The sequence below is a fragment of the Enterobacter sp. BIDMC109 genome, from assembly GCF_001037885.1.
Lineage (GTDB): Bacteria > Pseudomonadota > Gammaproteobacteria > Enterobacterales > Enterobacteriaceae > Enterobacter > Enterobacter hormaechei_C.
This window is the reverse complement of record NZ_KQ090002.1, coordinates 3,848,092-3,869,423: the sequence shown is the minus strand read 5'-3', so window position 1 is coordinate 3,869,423 and position 21,332 is coordinate 3,848,092. Positions and strand designations below refer to the sequence as shown.

At 60.1% G+C, this 21,332-nt stretch carries 19 protein-coding genes and 1 pseudogene; 12 read left to right on the top strand and 8 right to left on the bottom strand.

Translation table 11 applies throughout. The annotated features are described in order from the left end of the window. Window positions 1–3 precede the first annotated feature (3 nt). Window positions 4–429 (top strand): FosA/FosA2 family fosfomycin resistance glutathione transferase, encoded by a 426-nt coding sequence (gene fosA, locus SK62_RS18240; RefSeq protein ID WP_047718350.1) that lies wholly within the window; start codon window positions 4–6, stop codon window positions 427–429. On the opposite strand, the gene SK62_RS18235 is transcribed toward fosA, so the two are convergent. Continuing rightward, the gene (locus SK62_RS18235) at window positions 415–1,422 is read right to left on the bottom strand and encodes a LacI family DNA-binding transcriptional regulator (RefSeq protein WP_017383881.1); all 1,008 of its coding nucleotides are present in this window, start codon (window positions 1,420–1,422) and stop codon (window positions 415–417) included. The genes fosA and SK62_RS18235 overlap by 15 nt on opposite strands. 185 nt (window positions 1,423–1,607) lie before the next feature. Between SK62_RS18235 and SK62_RS18230 the strand changes: the two genes are divergently transcribed. Both SK62_RS18230 and SK62_RS18225 read left to right on the top strand, forming a co-directional pair. Beyond that, window positions 1,608–2,696, top strand: a complete 1,089-nt coding sequence (locus SK62_RS18230) for a cellulase family glycosylhydrolase (RefSeq protein WP_047718352.1) — start codon at window positions 1,608–1,610, stop codon at window positions 2,694–2,696. Between the two features lie 45 nt (window positions 2,697–2,741). Next, entirely contained in the window at window positions 2,742–4,136 is a 1,395-nt protein-coding gene (locus SK62_RS18225; protein WP_047718354.1) for an MFS transporter, read from the top strand. A gap of 39 nt (window positions 4,137–4,175) precedes the next feature. Here the strand turns inward: SK62_RS18225 and SK62_RS18220 are convergent, their stop codons facing one another. From SK62_RS18220 to SK62_RS18205, 4 genes are read right to left on the bottom strand one after another with little or no spacing between them, the layout of a single operon-like run. Then, window positions 4,176–4,997 carry an alpha/beta fold hydrolase gene (locus SK62_RS18220; protein WP_015572558.1) on the bottom strand — a complete coding sequence of 274 codons (822 nt, stop codon included), beginning with the start codon at window positions 4,995–4,997 and terminating at the stop codon, window positions 4,176–4,178. A 30-nt stretch (window positions 4,998–5,027) separates the two neighbouring features. Further along, window positions 5,028–6,647, bottom strand: coding sequence for an MFS transporter (locus SK62_RS18215; protein ID WP_047718356.1), 1,620 nt, complete (start codon window positions 6,645–6,647; stop codon window positions 5,028–5,030). Continuing rightward, window positions 6,644–7,051 (bottom strand): DoxX family protein, encoded by a 408-nt coding sequence (locus SK62_RS18210; RefSeq protein ID WP_017383877.1) that lies wholly within the window; start codon window positions 7,049–7,051, stop codon window positions 6,644–6,646. Before SK62_RS18210 ends, SK62_RS18215 begins: the two co-directional genes overlap by 4 nt. Beyond that, entirely contained in the window at window positions 7,051–8,922 is a 1,872-nt protein-coding gene (locus SK62_RS18205) for an amidohydrolase (protein WP_047718359.1), read from the bottom strand. Before SK62_RS18205 ends, SK62_RS18210 begins: the two co-directional genes overlap by 1 nt. A 220-nt stretch (window positions 8,923–9,142) precedes the next feature. Between SK62_RS18205 and SK62_RS18200 the strand changes: the two genes are divergently transcribed. From SK62_RS18200 to SK62_RS18180, 5 genes are all read left to right on the top strand, one after another. Further along, complete coding sequence (locus SK62_RS18200; protein ID WP_003863053.1) at window positions 9,143–9,829, top strand: hydrolase; 687 nt, start codon at window positions 9,143–9,145, stop codon at window positions 9,827–9,829. Between the two features lie 61 nt (window positions 9,830–9,890). Continuing rightward, window positions 9,891–10,112 carry a DUF1427 family protein gene (locus tag SK62_RS18195; protein ID WP_047718360.1) on the top strand — a complete coding sequence of 74 codons (222 nt, stop codon included), beginning with the start codon at window positions 9,891–9,893 and terminating at the stop codon, window positions 10,110–10,112. Then, the gene (locus SK62_RS18190) at window positions 10,109–10,369 is read left to right on the top strand and encodes a XapX domain-containing protein (protein ID WP_003863056.1); all 261 of its coding nucleotides are present in this window, start codon (window positions 10,109–10,111) and stop codon (window positions 10,367–10,369) included. The genes SK62_RS18195 and SK62_RS18190 overlap by 4 nt, the downstream gene beginning before the upstream one ends. A gap of 23 nt (window positions 10,370–10,392) precedes the next feature. Next, window positions 10,393–10,773, top strand: a complete 381-nt coding sequence (locus SK62_RS18185; protein ID WP_023295862.1) for a response regulator transcription factor — start codon at window positions 10,393–10,395, stop codon at window positions 10,771–10,773. Window positions 10,774–10,782: 9 nt separating this feature from the next. Next, on the top strand, window positions 10,783–16,368 hold the full coding sequence (locus SK62_RS18180) for a trifunctional serine/threonine-protein kinase/ATP-binding protein/sensor histidine kinase (protein WP_032671470.1): 5,586 nt from the start codon (window positions 10,783–10,785) through the stop codon (window positions 16,366–16,368). 3 nt (window positions 16,369–16,371) lie between these two features. Here the strand turns inward: SK62_RS18180 and SK62_RS18175 are convergent, their stop codons facing one another. Continuing rightward, window positions 16,372–16,989 carry a response regulator transcription factor gene (locus SK62_RS18175; protein WP_017383872.1) on the bottom strand — a complete coding sequence of 206 codons (618 nt, stop codon included), beginning with the start codon at window positions 16,987–16,989 and terminating at the stop codon, window positions 16,372–16,374. A gap of 179 nt (window positions 16,990–17,168) precedes the next feature. Next, a complete protein-coding gene (locus tag SK62_RS18170; RefSeq protein ID WP_017383871.1) occupies window positions 17,169–17,555 on the bottom strand; it encodes a VOC family protein in 387 nt (128 codons plus the stop codon). Window positions 17,556–17,640: 85 nt separating this feature from the next. Here SK62_RS18170 and SK62_RS18165 point away from each other — a divergent pair. Further along, a pseudogene (locus SK62_RS18165) lies at window positions 17,641–18,246 on the top strand (ATP-dependent Clp protease proteolytic subunit); the annotation flags it as partial. A gap of 134 nt (window positions 18,247–18,380) precedes the next feature. Next, entirely contained in the window at window positions 18,381–19,502 is a 1,122-nt protein-coding gene (locus tag SK62_RS18160; RefSeq protein ID WP_047718362.1) for a ribosomal protein uL16 3-hydroxylase, read from the top strand. A gap of 38 nt (window positions 19,503–19,540) precedes the next feature. Here the strand turns inward: SK62_RS18160 and SK62_RS18155 are convergent, their stop codons facing one another. Further along, a complete protein-coding gene (locus SK62_RS18155) occupies window positions 19,541–19,726 on the bottom strand; it encodes a hypothetical protein (RefSeq protein ID WP_015572568.1) in 186 nt (61 codons plus the stop codon). Between the two features lie 219 nt (window positions 19,727–19,945). Here SK62_RS18155 and SK62_RS18150 point away from each other — a divergent pair, with 219 nt between their 5' ends. After that, the gene (locus SK62_RS18150) at window positions 19,946–20,179 is read left to right on the top strand and encodes a DUF2171 domain-containing protein (protein ID WP_003863067.1); all 234 of its coding nucleotides are present in this window, start codon (window positions 19,946–19,948) and stop codon (window positions 20,177–20,179) included. A 135-nt stretch (window positions 20,180–20,314) separates the two neighbouring features. Further along, window positions 20,315–21,271: a helix-turn-helix domain-containing protein gene (locus tag SK62_RS18145; RefSeq protein WP_017694577.1), complete on the top strand. Its 957-nt coding sequence runs from the start codon at window positions 20,315–20,317 to the stop codon at window positions 21,269–21,271. The last annotated feature ends 61 nt before the right edge of the window (window positions 21,272–21,332 follow it).

The following is a 21,332-nucleotide window of genomic DNA, read 5'->3' as shown; positions in this document are numbered from 1 at the left end:
GTCATGCTGCAATCACTCAACCACCTGACCCTCGCGGTCAGCGACCTGCAAAAAAGCGTCACCTTCTGGCACGAGCTGCTGGGGCTTACGCTGCACGCCCGCTGGAATACCGGGGCCTATCTCACCTGCGGCGACCTGTGGGTCTGTCTGTCGTACGACGAGGCGCGCCAGTACGTGCCGCCGCAGGAGAGCGACTACACCCACTACGCGTTTACCGTGGCGGAGGAGGATTTTGAACCGTTCTCGCAAAGACTGGAGCAGGCGGGCGTCACCGTCTGGAAGCAGAACAAAAGCGAGGGGGCATCGTTCTATTTTCTCGACCCGGACGGGCACAAGCTTGAACTTCACGTGGGCAGCCTCGCCGCGCGGCTGGCGGCGTGTCGCGAGAAGCCCTACGCGGGCATGGTGTTTACCTCAGACGAGGCTTGAGGCGCGCACCTTCAGCCTGCCCGCCAGCGTCACGTGCGTGGCGGCATCTTCCTGATTGCACAGGTACTCCACCGCCAGCCGTCCCAGCTCGCTGTAAGGCAACTGGATGCTGGTCAGCGGCGGGGTGAGCTGCTCGGAAATCTTCTGGTCGTCGTAGCCCGCCAGCAGCATGTCCTGCGGAATGCGCACGCCGTTCACCGCCAGCGCCTGATAGCAGCCAATCGCCAGCCAGTCGCTGGCGCAGAAGATGGCGTCCGGGCGCTCGGCCAGTTCCAGCAGCGAAGCTGTCGCGGTAAAGGACTCGCTGAACTGCCAGTTGGTCTGGCGCACCAGGCCGTCGTCGCACGCGAGTCCGGCCTGCTGTAATGCTGCCTGGTAGCCCGCCAGACGCTGGCGCGAGGCCTCCATCCAGCTCTCGCCGGTGATGTGGGCGATGCGCGTGGCGCCGCAGGCGATGAGGTGTCTGGTAACCTGGAAAGCGTTGGCGTAGTCGTCCGGAATAAACGACGGCAGCAGCGGCGAGCCGGGGTCGCGCTGGTTGAGCAGCACCAGCGGGATGCGGGTGCAGTCCTGGAATGCCGTCATATCGACGACGTTCGTGACCGGAGAGGCAAGGATAATCCCGATGCAGTTGCGCTTGTCCAGCTGGCGGATGATGTTCAGGGCCAGCTCCACGTCGTCGCCGTAGTCGTAGACGGTGAGCAGGGTCTCGTTGCGCCACGCCGCTTCCCGCGCCTGGCTGATGGCGTCGATAAACGGGTCGAAGCTCTGCATGGAGCTGACCAGCAGGGCGATCTCCTCCTGGTTGCGCGGGGCGTGAACGGCGGGGAGGCGGTCGTAGCCGAGCTCGGTGGCGACGTTGATCACCCGCTGGCGGGTGTCGTCGCTGAGCTTGATGTTGCGGGACTGGTTGAGCACCAGCGATACCGTCGCCTGCGACACCCCCGCCGCCCGCGCAATATCGTTCATCGTCACTTTTGTTTTTCGCTTCATCCGTCCTCTCCCTTTCGCGATTTCGCATCATACCCTAACCGCACGCTTTAGCGCCGTCGATCACGTTTCTCATCCATCGAAGCGTGAACTTTGTGAGAGGCGTCGCTTTTCTGAGCGCCGCGATTTGCGCATCTATTCTGCAACTAATATTTATTAGCTAAATATTATCAGCAAGAGGATGCGTAATGAAAGAGCAGTGGAGCAGGGAGCAGGCACAGGCGTGGTATCAGCAGAAAGGCTGGCTGTGCGGGTTTAACTATCTGCCGTCGACGGCGGTGAACTGGACCGATATCTGGCAGGAAGAGAACTTCGATGCCGAAACCATCGACCGCGAGCTGGGCTGGGCGGCGGACGCGGGCTATAACACCCTGCGCATCAACCTGCCGTTCATCGTCTGGGAGCACGACCGCGACGGGCTGATGGCGCGCATCGACCGCTTTTTGACGATTGCCGACGGTCATGGGTTCAGCACCATGCTGACCCTGATGGACGACTGCGGGTTCTCCGGCGACGAGCCGTACCTCGGCCCGCAAAAGCCGCCCGTACCGGGCAAGCACAACAGCCAGGCGGCAGCGAGCCCGGGACGCGATAAGGTGTGCGATCGCGACTGCTGGCCACAGATTGAGCGCTATATCCGCGACGTTGTGCGCCAGTTCCGCGAGGATAAGCGCGTATTGCTCTGGGATCTGTATAACGAGCCGGGCAACCGCGGCATTTTCGCGACCGGCACGGAGGAGGTGTTGTACGACGAGAAGCTGGAAACCTGCGCGCACGAGTTGATGAAGCAGGCGTTCCGCTGGGTGCGTGAGGAAGACCCGACCCAGCCGCTCACCATCTGCGCGTGGCGTCTGCCGGCGGAAGAAGAGGGCGAGACGTTTTACCAGCACCCGCTGGACCAGACCGCGCTGGCGCTGTCAGATGTGGTGAGCTACCACGCCTATACCAATACCGGGCGCATGACGGCGATTATCCAGCAGCTTCAGGCGCTGGGCCGCCCAATCTTCTGCACCGAATGGCTGGCGCGTCACGTGGGCGGCACCATCGAAGAGCAGCTCCCGCTGATGTACATGGCGAAGGTCGCGCCGTATCAGTGGGGGCTGGTGCGCGGTAAAACCCAGACCTGGCTGCCGTGGCCGGTAGTGATGAAGGAGTCCACGGACTACTGCCGCCTGTGGTTCCACGACGTGTTTGAGGAGAACGGTATCCCGTTCTCACGCGCTGAAATCGCGCTGATGAAGAAGCTGCGCAAAATCGCCCCGAATCCGCAGGGCTAATAATAATGACCCGGCGCGCTGTCGCCGGGCAACCAGGTACGCACTATGGCAATGACAATGAAAATACCGTCTCGCGAGTTGTGGTCTTACTTTGGCTATGGTTTAGGTCAGTGTTTTAGCTTTGGTTTAGTGGGTTCGTTTATTAACTATTTTTACACCGACGTGCTGGGGATCTCGGCGCTGGCGGCAAGTACTATCTTCCTGATTGCCCGCGCGTGGGACGCGGTTCACGATCCGCTGTTTGCCAGCATTATGGACACCATTAACAGCCGGTTCGGCAAGTTTCGCCACTTTTTGCTGATCGCGCCGCTGCTGATCACCGGCGTCACGCTGCTGTCGTTGTATAAAATCGAAGCAGACATGACCATCAAAATCCTCTACGCCGGGGTGACGTATATCCTGTGGGGGACGTTGTACGCCATCTCCGATATCCCGTTCTGGTCGATGTCGTCGGTGATGACCAACGACTCCGCCCAGCGCACCCGCGCGGTGACGGCGGCGATGCTCGGGGTGAACGCGGGGATTGCCTGCGCCAACATCTTCTTCCCGAAGCTGGCGGCGTTCTTCGCCCAGTACAGCAACGATAAAGGCTACTTTATGGCGGCGCTGGTGATGATGCTGGTGGGCCTGCCGTTGATGCTCAACGGCTTTATGCAGATCAAAGAGCGCGTGCCGCCGAGCCCGGAAAAGGTGACGATGCGCGACACCTTCCACAACCTGCGCCAGAACAAGCCGCTGTTTATTGTCCTGCTGTCGTTCTTTTTCTGCGTGTTCCATAACGTGGCGGGCGGTCTCTATATCTACTTCTTTATCAACAATATGGGCGACGGCAGCCTGCAAATGGCAATTGGCGTAATGGGGATAGTGGCGGCGGTGCTGTGCCTGGTCGCCCCGCTGCTGACCCGTCGGATGCAGAAGCGGAAGCTGTTTATGATCCTCTGCGGGCTGGACGTGGCGGTGCGCGTGGTGATGTGGTTCACGGGCTATCAGCACACGGCGTTGCTGTTTGTCCTGCTCGGCCTGAGCACGCTGTTCGTGATGATGACCAACATCCTCACCTCGTCGATGATTGCTGACACCATCGAGTATGCGGAGTATCACACCCACAAGCGCTGCGCGGCGATCACCTTCTCCGGGCAGACCTTTACCGGCAAGATGTCGGTGGCGGTGGGCGGCGGGCTCATCGGCGTGTTTCTGACGATGATCGACTATGTGCCGCAGGCGCAGTCACAGAGCGACAGCGTACTGGCGGGACTGTTCTTCGGGATTTGTTTGTTACCGGCGATAGGCTCGCTGATCCGAATGGGGTTTATGTCGCGCTTTACCTTTACCGAAGAGAAGCATGCGGAGATTTGTCGGCTGCTGGCGGAGCGGAATGCGTCTGCGAAAGCGCCGGGTGGCGGCTGCGCCTTACCCGGCCTACAGGACCAGCCCTTGTAGGCCTGATAAGCGAAGCGCCATCAGGCTTCGCGTAATGACTTACAGCGACTTCACAAACGCCAGCAGATCTTCGTTGAGCTGGTCCTGGTGGGTCAGCGCGAAGCCGTGCGGCGCGTTGTCGTACACTTTCAGCGTGGCGTTTTTGATCATCTCTGCCGCCAGCTTGCCGGTCGTTTCAAACGGCACGATCTGGTCGTTGCTGCCGTGGATCACCAGCGTCGGCACGTCGATTTTCGCCATATCCGGGCGGAAGTCGGTTTCGGCGAAGGCGGTTACGCAGTCGATGGTGCCCTTCAGGGACGCCAGCAGGGCGATGTTCAGCGTCTGCGTCAGGGCACCGGCAGAAACGGTCTGCCCGGCGTTGGTGCCGTAGAATGGGGTAGCGAAATCGCTGATGAACTGGGCGCGATCTTTACGCAGTCCGTCGCGAATCCCGCTGAACACGCTCTGATCGACCCCTTCCGGGTAGCTTTCGGATTTGCCGAAAATGGGCGTTACCGCGCCCAGCAGGGCAAGACCGGCCACGCGTTCGCTGCCGTAGTTGTTGATGTAACGCGTTACGTCGCCGCCGCCCATGGAGAAGCCCACCAGCGTCACGTCGCGCAGATCCAGCGTGGTGATCAGGTCGTTAATGTCGGACGCAAAGGTATCGTAGTCATAGCCGTTCCACGGCTGATCCGAACGCCCAAACCCGCGACGGTCAAAGGCGATGGTGCGGTAGCCGCGCTCGGCCAGGAAGTTCAGCTGGCTGTCCCACATGTCCCCGTCCAGCGGCCAGCCGTGGCTGAAAAGAACCGGTTTGCCCGCGCCGCAGTCTTTGTAATAAATCTGCGTACCATCTTTTGCCTTAAACGTTGCCATAGTGTGTTCCTCTACAGGTGATTGTTATGTTCAGAACGGCGCGACCAGATAACGAATTGCCGGTGATGTTGTGCCCTGATGAAAAGCCAAAACGCGGCTCTGCAACAGGAGGTCATTCATGGTGTGGCGCTCCTGCTGGCGCAGATGCTCGATCCAGGAACCCATCAGGAAGGTTTCGATAAACAGACCCGGACGTTCAATATCTTCGTACACCGCCCAGCTCATCGCCCCGGCGCGGCGGCGCACCCGGCGTAGCTCGTGCACGGCCTGCAAAAACGCTTTCGCGTTCTGCGGGTCGATGATGTACTCATGCGAGACCAGCACCGGGCCACGCTCGTTCGGGAGTTCAATCTCCACCCCGTCCAGCGGCTGCCCGCTCAGGTCGAGATTTAAATCCGGATCTTTCTCCAGCTTCCAGCGGAACACCGTCAGGCTCGCCAGCACCATCCCCAGCGTGGCGACAACCAGCGAAGCCGGAGTGCCGAACTGCGAGGCGATCTGGCCCCAGACGGCGCTGCCTGCGGTCATCGAACCGAAAAAGACCGTCAGATACACCGCCAGCGCCCGGGCTTTTACCCAGCGTGCGGCGCTGCGCTGCGCGCCAAGGTTGAGGGTGGAGAGCACCGCAATCCACGCGAAGCCGGTAAAGAACTCAAACAAGTTTAGCAGCCAAAAGTGACGTACAAATGCCAGCGCCAGCATGGTGATCGCAAACGTCAGGCTGGCGGCCACCATCAGCCGATCGGCGTTCAGCCGCTGGCGCAGACGCGGCAGCAGGATGGCCCCGGCAATGGCGCCAAGGCCGATACACGCCAGCATCACGCCGTAGCCCGCCGGGCCTAAGCCCAGCTCGCGGCGCGCCACCAGCGGCAGCAATGCCCAGCCCGCGCTGCCGAAAACAAAAAAGGCCACGGTGCGCACCAGCACGTTGCGCAGCACCGGCGCGGCGTGCACGTAGCGAATCCCGGAGCGCACCGCAGAGAAGAAGTGCTCCGGTGGCAAACGCTGCACGGACGGTGCCGGACGCCAGCGCCACAGCACCCACGCCACGCCCATCACGGACAGCGCGTTCAGGGCAAACACCATCCACGGCCCGGCAAGCGACAGCAGAAAACCGCCCAGCGCAGGGCCAATTGCCCGGCTGATATTGACCCCGAGCGAGTTAAGCGCCACGGCGGAACCCAGCTCGGGCTTGCTCACCAGGTCAGGGACAATCGCCTGAAACGGCGGCGAACTCATGGCCGCACCCACGCTCAGCAGAAATGTCGCCGCCAGCAGAACGGTGGGGGTGACGTGTCCGGTAAAAGAGAGCAGCGTCAGCCCGGCGGCGGCAATGAACACCCACAGCTGGGAGAAGAGCAGGTATTTACGTCGATCAACGATGTCCGCCATCACCCCGGACGGCAGGGCGAAAAGGAACATCGGCAGGCTGCTCGCCGCCTGCACCAGCGCGATATCCAGCGGATCGGCGCTGAGCGTCAGCATGCTCCAGTTGATACCGACGTCGCTCATCCATGAGCCGACGTTAGAGACCACCGTGGCGATCCACAGCATGCGGAACACCGGCTGGCTCAGCGGCTGCCAGGGTGAAACCGCGGGGGCGGGCGTCGTCTCGACGTGTGCGTCGCGAACGTCGTTTACCTGGGTCATGCGAACCTCTCCGTTGTTTTACGCTGCACTCGCCACTGGCCCGGACCGGTAAGGGCGAGGGTGGTGAAGATAATCAGCAGCAGCCAGCCAAACTGCCCCTCGGCAATCGACCAGTTCGGGTGGACCGCCAGCATCGCCACCAGCAGCACGGCGATAATCGGCAGGCACGCCAGGCGGGTGTACACGCCCGCAATGATAAACAGCGGGCAGATCACCTCGGCGACGATCGCCGGGATCAGACTGGCGTAAGGCCCGAAGCCGAACGGATCTTCAATGCGCGTCAGCTCTTCGCTGAAGTGCAGCACCTTCGGCAGGCCGTGCACGTAAAGCAGCAGCAGGCTGCCGGTCAGGCGCAGAAAGAACAGCCCCGGATCGATCCGGGGCGAAGCGTCATTTTGTTTCATCAGAATGCAAAGCAGCTGCAACCCAGCGCCCCCCAGAAAGCGTTATCGTCGGATACCGGCATCTCTGACGTGCGGGCAAAGTCATGCTGGTGGTTGTGAACCCCGCACGGGCCGCTACAGTGGTGAGCCACACTCATACCCACGCGTGCGGCCTGCGGCGGCGCGCTGCGGTAGTGGCCCGGCACCTTCACCACCGGGGACCACTCGGGCAGGACCGGAATGGCGGGCGGCGCGAGTGGGCCAAAAGCGCCTGCGGCATAGACGATATCGCCGTTCACCACGGTGAGGACGGACTCGATGCCCTTGATCTCCTCCTCCGGCATGCGGAAGTAATCTTTGCTGAGCACCGCCAGATCCGCGAGCTGGCCCGCTTTGATCTGCCCCTTCTGATTCTGCTCGCTGGAGAACCACGCGCTGCCCTGGGTCCAGAGCATCAGGGCGGTATCGCGATCCAGACGGGCGCTGTGATCGTACATCTGCATCCCGCCAACGGTGCGCCCGGAGACCAGCCAGTAGAGCGCGGTCCATGGGTTATAGCTCGCCACGCGGGTGGCGTCCGTTCCCAGGCCCACCGGCACGCCGGTCTCGAGCATTTTCGCCACCGGCGGAGTGTGGCGGGTGGCTTCGATGCCGTAGCGCTCGGCAAAGTACTCGCCCTGGAAGGCCATGCGGTGCTGGACGGCAATGCCGCCGCCGAGTGCTTTGATGCGGTCAATGTTGGCCTGCGACACGGTTTCGGCGTGGTCGAAGAACCAGTGCAGCCCGTTGAACGGAATGTCACGGTTCACCTTCTCGAACACGTCCAGCATGCGGCTGATGGATTCGTTGTAAGTGGCGTGCAGGCGGAACGGCCAGCGGTGCTCCACCAGATGGCGCACTACGCGCTCCAGCTCGTCCTCCATGCCCGGTGCGAGATCCGGGCGCGGCTCGAGGAAGTCTTCAAAATCGGCGGCGGAGAAGACCAGCATCTCGCCCGCGCCGTTGTGGCGGAAGAAATCGCTGCCCTGGCCCGGCGTCAGCATGTCGGTCCATTTTTCAAAGTCTTCCAGCTCGTGGCCCGGACGCTGGGTAAACAGGTTGTAGGCGATGCGGATGGTCATCTGCTTTTTCTCGTGCAGCTCGGCAATCACCTCGTAATCTTCCGGGTAGTTCTGGAAGCCGCCGCCCGCGTCGATGGCGCTGGTCAGCCCCAGACGGTTCAGCTCGCGCATGAACTGGCGCGTGGAGTTAATCTGCTGCTCCAGCGGCAGCTTCGGCCCTTTCGCCAGCGTGGCGTACAAAATCATGGCGTTCGGACGGGCAATAAGCATTCCGGTCGGGTTGCCGTTGGCGTCGCGCTGGATCTCCCCGCCCGGCGGGTTTGGCGTGTCTTTGGTGTAGCCGACCACCTTCAGCGCGGCGCGGTTGAGCAGGGCGCGGTCGTACAGGTGGAGGATAAACACCGGGGTGTCAGGCGCGGCGTCGTTAATTTCGTCCAGGGTCGGCATGCGGCGCTCGGCGAACTGGAACTCGCTCCAGCCGCCCACCACGCGCACCCACTGGGGCGACGGCGTGCGCAGGGCCTGCTCTTTTAGCATCCGCAGGGCGTCGGCCAGGGACGGCACGCCTTCCCAGCGCAGCTCGAGGTTGTAGTTCAGCCCGCCGCGGATCAGATGCAGGTGCGAGTCGTTCAGGCCGGGGATGGCGGTGTGGCCTTTTAAGTCGACCACCTTAGTGCCGTCGCAGTGGTGTTGCATCACCTCGGCGACGGTACCCACTTCCAGAAATTTTCCGTCGCGCACGGCAACGGCTTCCGCGACAGGATTCTCGCGATCGACGGTGTGAAACTGGCCGTTAACCAGAATGAGATCGGCTTTACCGAGGGTAACCATAATAGCTCCAGACTAAGAGGGGAATGGTCAGGATTATGGGAACCGGTTTCGGCAAAGATCCAGTTATACAATAGGATAGGTATACCAAAGTATAACTATACCTAAGGTTAACTATACGAAGAGATAATTACACCACAGCGCTGTGGGTCATAGGATGAACGCGATTTTATCGGCGTGCTGTTCGCGGCGATTTTAACCTTTAACCTCACTGGATAATCTTATGACCACTTCTAAGCTCGAAGTCTTAACCCCTGCCAACTGTCAGATCATCTTCATCGATCACCAGCCACAGATGGCGTTCGGCGTGCAGTCTATTGACCGCCAGGTGCTGAAAAACAACACCGTGGCGCTGGCGAAAGCGGCTAAGGTGTTCAACATCCCAACCATCATCACCACCGTTGAGACCGAAAGCTTCTCCGGCAATACCTATCCGGAGCTGCTGGACGTGTTCCCGGGCCAGGACATTCTGGAGCGTACCTCCATGAACTCCTGGGACGACCAGAAGGTGCGCGACGCGCTGAAGGCCAACGGCAAGAAGAAGGTGGTTGTCGCGGGCCTGTGGACCGAAGTGTGCAATAACAGCTTTGCCCTGTGCGCGATGCTGGAAGGCGACTACGAAATTTATATGGTGGCAGACGCCTCCGGCGGCACCTCCAAAGAAGCCCACGACTTCGCGATGCAGCGCATGATCCAGGCGGGTGTGATCCCGGTGACCTGGCAGCAGGTGATGCTGGAGTGGCAGCGTGACTGGGCGCGCAAAGAGACCTATACCGCGGTGATGGATATCGTGCGCGAGCACTCCGGCGCCTACGGAATGGGGGTGGATTACGCCTACACCATGGTGCACAAAGCGCCGTCTCGTCAGAAGAGCGAGCACCGCACCTTAGCGCCGGTTCCGGCACGCTAAGTCCCGCTGGCGGGCTGGTCCCTCATCCGGCTCGCCGCTGCCTTTTTCTCTGGAGTTCACAATGAGTACAGGGTTGATATCCATCGCGGCAGGCGTGTTGATTGGCCTGATGTATGCCGTGCTGAAGGTGCGTTCCCCCGCGCCGCCCGCGCTGGCGCTGATTGGCCTGCTGGGGATGCTGGCGGGGGAACAGGCGATGCGTCATCTTTTATCCCGCGACAATCCCGCGGGCGTGCAGGTGACGGTTCCCCACGTTCAGCACCTGTCCGGAGCGTCATCATGAAGGCCTGGATTATTTCGCTGGTGTGCGGGGTCGCGGCTGGGGTACTTTACGCCCTGCTCGACGTGCATTCCCCGGCGCCGCCGGTCGTCGCGCTGCTTGGCCTGTTCGGCATGCTGGTGGGTGAACAGCTAATCCCCATCGGACGGCGTCTGGTGAGCCGCGAACCGTTAACCCTGGCCTGGTTTCGTCATGAATGCGTACCGAAGATCAGCGGTACCGCGCCCCCAGCGCCCGCGAAGGAAAGCCGCGACGCGTAACGATTTGTTTGAGGAAAGACAGCATGACGCTGCCGTGGCGCATTGCCATCATTGATGACGAACGCTCTGTTCGCAGCGGGCTCAGTAACCTGCTGCAATCGGAAGGGTATGCTACCGATACCTTCGATTCGGCAGAGGTGTTTTTGAGCCACCCTCTCGCCCTGTCCGGCGCGTCGCTGGTGATCACCGACATCAAGCTACGCGGCATGAACGGCATCGAGCTGTTTGAGAAGCTGCGGTTGCTGGCCATGCCGCCACCGCCAATACTGTTTATCTCCGGCCATGCTGATGAAAATATGCAGCGGTATGCACTCAGTCTGGGCGCCGCTGCATTTTTGCGTAAGCCGATTAACATCGATATTCTGCTGGATCATATTCAGCGGGAGCTGACCCGCCGACAATAAGGATCGCGGATGAACGAACATACGTCGCCTGCATTTTGGCCCGCCCGGGGAAGTCTCCATGAAGGGCGGGCTTTTGTTCTGAAAGAGGATGTCATTTTTACCGTGCTGGCGCAGGAGGGCGGCATCTCCTGGATGAACGGGCGGCATCCCCAGTCCGGCGGTTCGTTTATTATTGCCACCGCGGTCAGCGATGAAGAAGAGGAGCGGGCAACGCGGCTGCTGAAAAACGAGTTTGCCCTGCGCGACCGGCTTCATGACGGCTGGGCTATCCGGCCCGTCGCTTCAACCCAGTACCGCGGACGTTTTGCGCTGGTCTACGCGCCGTTCTGCTTTGAACTGCTGGCGTGCCGGGCAGGTAAGGCGATTTCCGGGATCGCCCGCTTTATCGAAATGGCGATCCGCATCTGCGGTCCCCTGCGCCAGATGCATCTGCACAACCTGATCCACGGCGATATCAAACCCGGGGCGTTCTTCGTTCATCACGACGCCACCTGCCGTCTTTGCAGCTTCGGTCTTTCCTGCGGCACCTCCGACGCGTTCTCCCAGTCCCGGCTTGCCGCGTCTGGCGGCACGCCCGCCTACATGTCACCGGAACACACCACGCGTACCCGGCGCGCCGTCGACAGCCGGAGCGATCTCTACAGTCTGGGTATCGTGCTTTATGAACTTCTGACCGGGCGATTGCCGTTTGAACTGAGCGCTGATGACCAGACCAACTGGGCGCATTACCACATTGCCTCTGAGCCGCTTGCGCCGGGGCGGGTGCGCCCGGACGTACCCGGCATGCTGTCGACCATTATCCTTAAGCTGCTGGAGAAGAATCCGGAGAATCGCTATCAGACCGTCGACGGGCTGATTGCCGACCTCAGGCGCTGCCAGGCGACGCTGACCGCCGAAGGTGAGATCGTCGACTTTATTCCCGGCCAGCAGGATCGCTCTCCGGCGATCCATCTTGCCGATTCGCTTTTCTCTGCGCATCCGCAGGCCAGCGACGTCATCGCCGCGTTTGAGCGGGTCAGCCAGAGCGGTGCGCCGGAACTGGTGACGATTGGCGGTCCGTCGGGGATCGGCAAATCTTCCGTGATCGCCACCACGCTGAAATCGCTGCAACAGCGCAAGGTGCTGCTGGCGGTGGGCAAGGTCGATCAATATTCTCCCACGCTGCCCTACGGCGTGCTGAGTTCGGCGTTTCGGACGCTCACGCTGCACCTGCTCGGGCTGCCAGCCGGGGAGGTAGCGACGTGGAAAATCCGCCTGTCGCGCGCGCTGGAAGGCTTCGAGGAGCTGGCCGTCAGCCTGGTGCCGGAGCTGAATTTACTCCTTGAGAACAAACCGCGTTTCTCTGCGGATACCTTTTCCATCGACGCGCGGGCGCGCTTCAGCCATATGGTGCTGGCGCTGGTGAAAACCTTCGCCACCCAGGGCGCGCCGCTGGTGCTGCTGCTGGATAATGTGCAGTGGATCGACGCCGCCAGCCTGCAAACGCTCGATCACCTGCTGCGCGCCTGCGGCGCCATCCCGCTGCTGGTGGTGGTGGCGCACCGCGATCTCAGTTCGCTTTCTGAGCCCACCTTGCAGACCGCGCTGGCGAGCCTGCCGGAGGCGGCGCAACACGCCACGACGATCGTGCCGCAGCCGCTGTCGGTGAAGGCCGTGGCGCGCTGGCTCGGGGGGATTTTTCATGCCCGCAGTACCGGTACCGCCGATCTTGCCACGCTGATCCATGAAAAAACCGGCGGCAACCCGCTGTTCGTGCAGGAATTTTTCCGCCGCATCGTCGATGACGGACTGGTGGTGCACAACAAATATCAGGGGAAATGGCATTACGATCTCCAGGCCATCCGCGCCCGGCACTACACCGAGAACGTGGTGACGCTGGTGCTTGAACAGCTCAAGGAGATGCCCGACGAGACGCGCCGCCTGCTGGGCAGCATCGCCTGCCTCGGCTGCACGGGCGAGCTGGAGATGCTGTGCCGCGTGGTGGGGCGGTCGGCGGCGGAAATCCGCTACGCGCTTCATCCGGCGGTGACCGCTCAGCTGATTGTGCTGACGGAGAAAGAGTACGCTTTTACCCACGATCGGGTGCAGGAAGCCGCCTTTGCCCTGCTGGATGAGGGCGAGAAAAGCCATCTGCACCTGACCACCGCCAGCCTGCTGGCGGATGCCGCGCGGCAGACGGCGGGCAACGAACTGCTGTTCCGCGCGGTTCACCACGTCAGCGCCGCGCTGGACTGCATCCAGCCTGCACCCCAGCGGCAGCGATTCCGGGAGTTGAGCCTTCAGGCCGCGCGGCGTGCGAAGCGTACCGGCGATTACCTTTCCGCCTTAAGCTATATCCAGACCGCCAGAGCGCTGGGGAATGCGGGCCCGGTCTCGGACTTTATGCTGGATATCGAAGAGGCGGGCTGTGAGTTTGCGCTCGGACACCTGGAGCGCACGCGTGCGCTGTGCGATGCGATCCTCGGTTCACCGGGCGGGCTGACGGAGAAAGCGCTGGCCGCCAACCTGCTGGCGGAAGTTTATATGCGCCAGTCGGAGATCCGCCTGGCGCTGGAGGCGTCGTTATGCTGGCTGGGCGTGTTCGGGATCCAGATCAGCCGCTACCCGGAAAATGCCGAATGTGACGAGGCCTGGCAGCAGTTCTGTCAACGCACCGCCGACGCGCCGCAGAACCCGTTTTCTCAGCTTAAGCTGATGGAGAACGCAGAGACCGAAGCGGTGATGAACCTGCTTTACAGCGCCAGTATTTTCGCCAGCTTTACCTGCCCGCGCCTGCACTTTTTACTCCTGTGCCGGATGATGCACCTCACGCTCGATCACGGCATAACCGGTGCTTCCACCACGGCGATGGCCTGGTTTGGCGTGCTGATTGGCCACCGCTACGCCGAATACCGTCTCGGGTTTGAGTACGGCACGCTGGCTCGTGAGCTGGTGAACCGCCACGGCTATGATGCCTATGAAGCTAAAACTCTGCTGCCGCTCGACCAGCTCAGCGTCTGGACCCAGCCGCTGTCGTACACTATCGAGTGCGCCAAGGCCTGCTTTACCTCAGCGGTGACCCACGGCGACATGACGATGGCCTGCTTCGCGGCCTGTCATCAGATCATTAACTTCCTCTCCCGGGGCGATCATCTGGATGGCGTGCTGACCAGCATCGATCGCGGTCTGGCCTTTGTGCGCAAAACGGATTACCAGGACATTGAAACCGTTCTGCACATTCAGCGCCGCTACGTGGAGTTTTTACGCACGCCGGTGACGGGCCCATGGAGCGCCGCCCAGGCGCTGCCTGACGATCTGCTGCCCGCGCCGCCGGAGCAGGCGCCCGAGCAGACCTCGACCATGCTCTTCTGGTACTGGCTCTATCGCGGGATGGCGCACTTTTCCTGCGGCGAATACGCCGACGCACAGGCGGATTTAGAAATGGCGGGCTGGTATGCGTGGTCCGCGCCGGGTCATATTCATCTGCTGGATTACCATTTTTACAGCGCGCTGGCGCTCTCCCGCCAGCTCACGCCGGAAACCTTTTCGGCGGATTATCGCCGCAGTATTCATCACCATTACGACAAAATTGCCCTCTGGGCGCGGATCAATCCGGGCACGTTTGCCGATAAAGAGGCGCTGATTTATGCCGAAATCGTCCGTCTGGACGGCATGAACAGCATCGCGCTGGAGCAGTATGAAAAAGCGGTGCGACTCTCGCGGGAGGGCGGGTTTAACCCGATCAATGCCCTGGCGCACGAGCTGGCCGGGCGTTTCTCGCTGGCCTGCGGCTACCCGACCGCCTCCGACGCCCATTTCCGCGGCGCGATTGCCGCCTGGGGGCGCGTCGGGGCGCAGGCCAAGGTGCGCCAGCTGGAGCAGGATTTCCCCCATCTGCTGGCCTCCGGGCAGAGCCGCGCGTATGACACGGCGGCGTTTGCCCAGAACGAGGTGATCCGCGATTTACAGAGCGTCATCAAAGCCTCACGCGCCTTATCCGAAGAGATCAACCTTGAACGTTTAATCGAAAACCTGATGACGCTGCTGCTTGAACGGGCCGGGGCGCAGCGTGGCCTGCTGCTGCGCGTCAGCGATAATCACATCCCGGAAATTGAAGCCAGCGCCTGGACCAGTACCGACGGCGTGCGGGTGCGTATCCTGAAAGCGTCACCGATGGCGACGGACATGCCGCTGTCGGTGCTGGCCGCGGTGATCCGCACCGGGCAGGAGATCCGCACCGGCAAACCGGAGGAGTTCCACCCGTTCAGCCAGGATCCGTATCTGGTGACGTCCGGCGCCGCCGTGATGTGCGTGCCGATGTTCAAACAGGCGCGGCTGGTGGGGATTCTGTATCTGGAAAACCGCCTGATGCCGGAGGTGTTTACCGCCGAACATTCGCGCGTGGTCAGCCTGCTGGGTGCGCAGGCGGCGGTTTCGCTGGAGACGGCGCGGCTCTACGCCGAGCTGCTGGCGGAAAACATCCAGCGCCGGCGGGTGGAGAAAGAGCTGCGCGCCAGCCAGACCTCACTGATGCTGGGCGAGCAGATCAGCCATACCGGCAGCTGGCGCTGGGAACTGGTGCAGGATCTGATGTTTATGTCCGAAGAATATGCCCGTATCCTTGGCCTGCCGGAGCAGCAAAAGATGATCTCAATGGCGGAGTTTTTGACCTTCGTGCATGAGGATGATTATGGCCGGATCAGCACCCTCGTTAATCAGAGCGTGCGTGACGGGCTGTCGATGCGCGCGGAGTTTCGCATCATCCGCACCGACGGCTCCGTTCGTTACATCCTCGGGATTGGCGATCCGGTGGGGGTGGGCAGCGAGGTGAATGAGTATTACGGCATCATTACCGACATCACCAGCCAGCGGGCGGCGGAGGATGCGATGCGGGTGGCGCAGGCGGATCTGGCGCGGGTCTCACGAGCCACTACCGTCGGGCAACTGACCTCCTCGATCGCGCACGAGATCAACCAGCCGCTGATGTCGATTGTCTCGAACGCCGGCGCGAGCCTGCGCTGGCTCAACCGCGATCCGGCGCGGCTGGAAAAAGTGCGCGAGGGGCTGGAGGAGATCGCCGCCGAGGGCGAGCGGGCAGGGGAGATCATCCGCAGCATTCAGTCTCTGACGCGCAAACAGGACCCCACGTTTACGCGAATCGATCTGCACTTCCTGATCCACCACATCATTATGCTTTCCCGCAGCGAACTTGAGCTGCGACACATAAGCGTTGATTATCTTCTGAACGCTGACGACAGCTTTATCATCGGCGACAGCGTGCAGATCCAGCAGGTGTTGCTTAACCTGGTGATGAATGCGATGGAAGCGATGGCGGAAGTGACGGATCGCCCGTGCAGCATCACGATCGCCACCGCGAACTGCGCTGAGGGGAAGGTGATCTTCGAGATCGCCGATACCGGCAGCGGCATTGAGCCGGAGCTCACCGAGCGGATCTTTGACTCGTTCTATTCGACCAAAGCGCAGGGAATGGGCATGGGGCTGACCATCAGCGCCAGCATTATTGAACGGCACCGGGGGAAACTGAGCGCGCGCCGCAGAGAGCCGTACGGCACGGTGTTTACCTTCGCGTTGCCGCTTGCCGGACAGGAGATGTAACGGTTATTCCGCTGGCTGATGTTTGGTCAGGCGCTCGACGGCCCTGACCAGTTCAGCCACGGAGCGGACCTGCATTTTCTCCATCACCCGGCGGCGGTGCACTTTCACCGTAATCTCACTGACGCCCAGCTCGGCGGCGATCTGCTTGTTGAGCTTGCCGCTGACGGCCAGCTCAAGCACCTCATGCTCGCGCGGCGTGAGGGACAGATGGCGCTGTTTCAGGGCGTAGTGCTCTTTGACGCGGGCGGCGTTGTGCTGTGCCAGCCTGAGCGCGGATTCGATAGAGCCGATGAGCGCGCTGGATTCAACGGGCTTAGTGAGAAATTCGTAGGCCCCGCCTTTGATCGCCCGGACGGACATAGGGATGGTGCCGTGGCCGGTGAGAAAGATGATCGGTATTTCCCGCCCGCTGTCTTTCAGCGCATCTGCGACATCAAACCCGGTTATCGTGGGCATTTGCATATCGAGGATCACGCAGGAGGGCAGATCTTCAAAGGGATGGCTGAGAAAGGCCTCTGCTGAGGAAAAGCCAAGGGCATGTATATCCGCAGATTCCAACAGCCTGACAACGGACTGCCTGACTGTGTCATCGTCATCAACCACATAAACAATGTGTTCCATTCACCGCCCCGGTGTTGATTTAAATGTCGAGGATGTAAACAGTCACTATGGCTACGTAAGAGACTGTTTATGCTGACTTTCATCTTAACACATTAAATATCATTATCATTTAGCAATATGATAACCATATGAAGTATAGCGAGCTGGAGCGGAGGCGATGAAGGAACGAAACGCTGTTTTTATGCACCGACAAGCTCAATACGGTTGCCGTCCGGGTCCGCAATCACCGCTTCATAGAAACCGTCCCCGGTCATACGCGGGGCGCTGAGCAGGGAGCCGCTTGCCTGCGCCTGCGCTGCCATACTGTCCACCTGCGCTTTGCTGCCGACGTTGATGGCGATATGCGCCCAGCCGACAAATTCCGGGTGCGAAGGTGCACTGGGCAGGCCCGGCAGCGTCATCAGCTCGATGGTCGGCCCGTCATCCAGGGTAATAAAGTGAGATTTAAACCCCGGACGATTTTTGCTGACGTAGCGGTCATTACTGCGGCCGCCAAACACCGTTTCCCAGAACTGAACCTGCGCGTCCAGGCTGCGGGTCCAGAGTGCGACATGTGCAATATTCATAAGATCCCTCGTTATTTGTCTGTGAGGACTTTCACCGGTAAAACAGGCTACACTCTGGTTTTGAGCGCGACAAGCTGAGGAAACAACAATGCACTACACACTGAAAGAAAGCGACAAGGAAAAAGCGGAAGGAACAAACGGCGCGGGCGCTCTACAGCAAAAATTGCTGGAATCCCGTTCGATTGTCATCTCCGGAGAGATTAACCAGGAGCTGGCCCAGAAGGTCATCACTCAGATGATCCTGCTGCAAAGCGTCAGCAACGATCCGATCAAGCTGTACATCAACAGTCAGGGCGGCCATGTAGAAGCGGGCGACACCATCCACGACTTCATTAAGTTTATCCGTCCGGAAGTGCATGTGATCGGCACCGGCTGGGTGGCGAGCGCCGGGATCACCATCTTCCTGGCGGCGAAAAAAGAGCACCGCTACGCTCTGCCGAATACCCGCTTTATGATCCACCAGCCGCTGGGCGGCGTGCGCGGTCAGGCAACGGATATCGAAATCGAAGCGCGCGAGATCATCCGCATGCTGGAGCGCGTGAACAAGCTGATTGCTGACGCCACCGGCCAGCCGCTGGAGAAAGTGAAGAAAGACACCGACCGTAACTTCTGGATGTCACCGGCGGAAGCGCTGGACTACGGCATCGTGGGTAAACTGATCACCCATTATGACGAGCTGAACCTGGATTAAGTTTAAGCCCGCGTGTGCGTCGGGTGACGGCTTCGCCTTACCCGACCTACGCGCGCTCGATTGACCCATGACAAGTTCCCCCCTCGCTGTCTCTTCTATAATCGCGCCTGTCTCCCCTCTCACTGGTGCTATCCATGGCGTATCAACTGAACCTGAACTGGCCGGAATTTCTTGAAAAATACTGGCAAAAACAACCCGTTGTGCTGAAAAATGCCTTCCCGAATTTTGTCGACCCCATTACCCCTGATGAACTGGCGGGTCTGGCGATGGAGCCGGAAGTTGATAGCCGCCTGGTAAGCCATGCTAACGGCAAGTGGCAGGCGAGCAATGGCCCGTTTGAGCATTTCGATAACCTCGGTGAAACCGGCTGGTCCCTGCTGGCGCAGGCGGTGAACCACTGGCATATGCCCGCCGCAGAGCTGGTGCGTCCGTTCCGCGTCCTGCCGGACTGGCGTCTCGATGACCTGATGATCTCCTTCTCCGTCCCGGGTGGCGGCGTTGGGCCGCATATCGATCAGTACGATGTGTTTATTATCCAGGGGATGGGCAGCCGCCGCTGGCGCGTGGGGGACAAGCTGCCGATGCGTCAGTTCTGTCCGCATCCGGCCCTGCTGCATGTCGATCCGTTTGAGCCGATCATCGACGAAGATCTGGCCCCGGGCGATATCCTCTACATTCCGCCTGGATTCCCGCATGACGGCTTCACCCATGAAACCGCGCTCAACTACTCCGTCGGTTTCCGCGGGCCGAACGGTCGCGATCTGATCAGCAGCTTTGCCGACTACGCGCTGGAGAACGATCTGGGCGGCGAACATTACAGCGATCCGGATCTGACCTGCCGCGAACACCCTGGCCGCGTGGAGCAGTACGAGCTCGATCGCATTCGCCAGATGATGATCGACATGATTAGCAAGACAGATGATTTTACGAAATGGTTTGGCAGCTTCGTCTCCACGCCGCGTCACGAGCTGGATATTGCCGCCGCCGAGCCGCCGTATTCCGCAGAAGAGGTGCTCGACGCGCTGCAAGGGGGCGAAACGCTCTCCCGCCTGAGCGGGCTGCGCGTGCTGAACATCAACGGCAGCGTCTTTATCAACAGCGAACAGCTGGAAACGGCGGATGTGAACGGGGCGGACGCGCTGTGCCGCTTCACCGAGCTCGGCCAGGCTGAGCTGGGCGATGCGCTGAATAATCCGGCGTTTGTGGAAGAGCTGACCGGTTTGATTAACCAGGGCTACTGGTTCTTCGACGAGTAACAGCAGGCGGCGTTTAGTCAGGCTAAACGCCGCCAGGTTCAAACCAGCATATTACAGGCCTTCCAGTAGTTAAGAAGCCGCTCATCGTCGCGCTCTTTCTCCGCTTTGATTTTCATCGCCCGGGCGAGATTTTCTCGCGATACTTCATGGCCTTTTTGCACGATGTCTAAAACCGCTTCACCAAGAGCCAGTGAAATTTCTGCCCGATTATTGCGAATCGTCATAAATACCTCCTCGTTGGTTGCGATAATTTAATTATGAACGGGAAATAATCAGTCGGTAATAATTCATCTCATTCTTATTTTTTCATTTCGGCGTTAAGTAGACTTAATATTCGGTTCTGTCAATGATGTTTCAAAATGCTAATAAGACGTTTAAGCCTGAATTTATGCGCTACAGTTAATTTCGTGCAACAGGCAAATAACCGAAACAGGAGAATAATTATGGTAGATAAAAGCGCAATTAAGGATCACACTCAGGTTGTCGCCAGCTGCGGAACGCACGTCGGGGTTGTGGACCATCTTGATGGTGAGCGTATCAAGCTTGCGAAGAGCGATCCGGAATCGGGCGGCAAGCACCACTTTATTCCTCTCGGCTGGGTTGATAAGGTCGAAGATAATAAAGTTGTCCTGACCAAAAACCATAAAGAGGTTTTTGCTGAGTGGCAGGAAGCATAAATATATTTCTCGCAAGGAAATATATGCCTTCGCTCCGGCTTCGTCCGGAGCGTAATAGTGTCTGCGCCCGGTGATTGCTGCCATTACAAATGGATGGTACTGTTTTGCCTGTCCTTTCCCCGATGCAGGCCCCAAATGATGCTCCAGAGTGAAAATAGATCAGCGAAACGCATATTTTTTGTTGAAGATTTTCAGGTATTCGGCGAGCGCTACGGCATCGACTACCGTTTCCCCCAGTTAAAAGAGGCGCAGGTCAGCGGTAGCCCCGTGTTGCAGGGGAATGTTGAAGAGATGATGCTCTCGTCCGGCATTTCGCTGACCCACTCCGACGTACGTGTATTACAGCCCTATGAAACCACCTCTCGCCACAGCAGCCCGCTCTATATGCTGGTGGTGCTGGAAGGGTGCGTGACGCTCACGCTCAATGGTATCAATTATCCCGTCCGCCCGGGCATGGCGTTCAGCTCACGTCTGAGTGAAGATCAGGTGATGAGCGCGCGTCACGATGCCGACAGCACGCTGAAAACGCTCTCGTTTGGCGTCTACCCGCACGATGCCGGACGTGAAGCCCTGCTTGAGTCATTGCTTCTGGAATGGCAAAGCCTGAATGCACCCGCGTTTGTCTGGCAGGTTCCCGAGTTTGTGATGTCAGGTATTCTGCATGCGCAGCGGCAGGGGGGAAGCGTGCTCTCACGCAAGCTGTTGCTGGAGGGGCTGATGTATCAGCTGCTCGGCCATGGCCTCAACCAGCGCCAGCAGCCTTGCCCGCGCCGGCCTGAGCATGCGCGTCTTGAACGCGTGCGGAGCCTGCTGGAACAGTCTCCTGAACGGGATCATACTCTCGCGCAGCTGGCAGCCCTTGCCGCAATGAGCCCAAGCAGCCTGCGCAGCAAGTTCCGTCAGCGCTACGGCTGCACGCTTTTCGATTACCTTCGCGACTGTCGCCTTGCGCTGGCGCGCCGCTATCTGCTGGAAGGCCACAGCGTGCAGCAGGCGGCTTGGATGTGCGGGTATCAGCATGCCACCAACTTTGCCACCGCGTTTCGTCGTCATTACGGGATTTCACCGGGGGACGTGCGCAAACTCCGCTAACGTAATTTCTCCTGTCGCGCGAATGCATTTCGTGTGGTTTAGCATCGCGCATACGTAACCT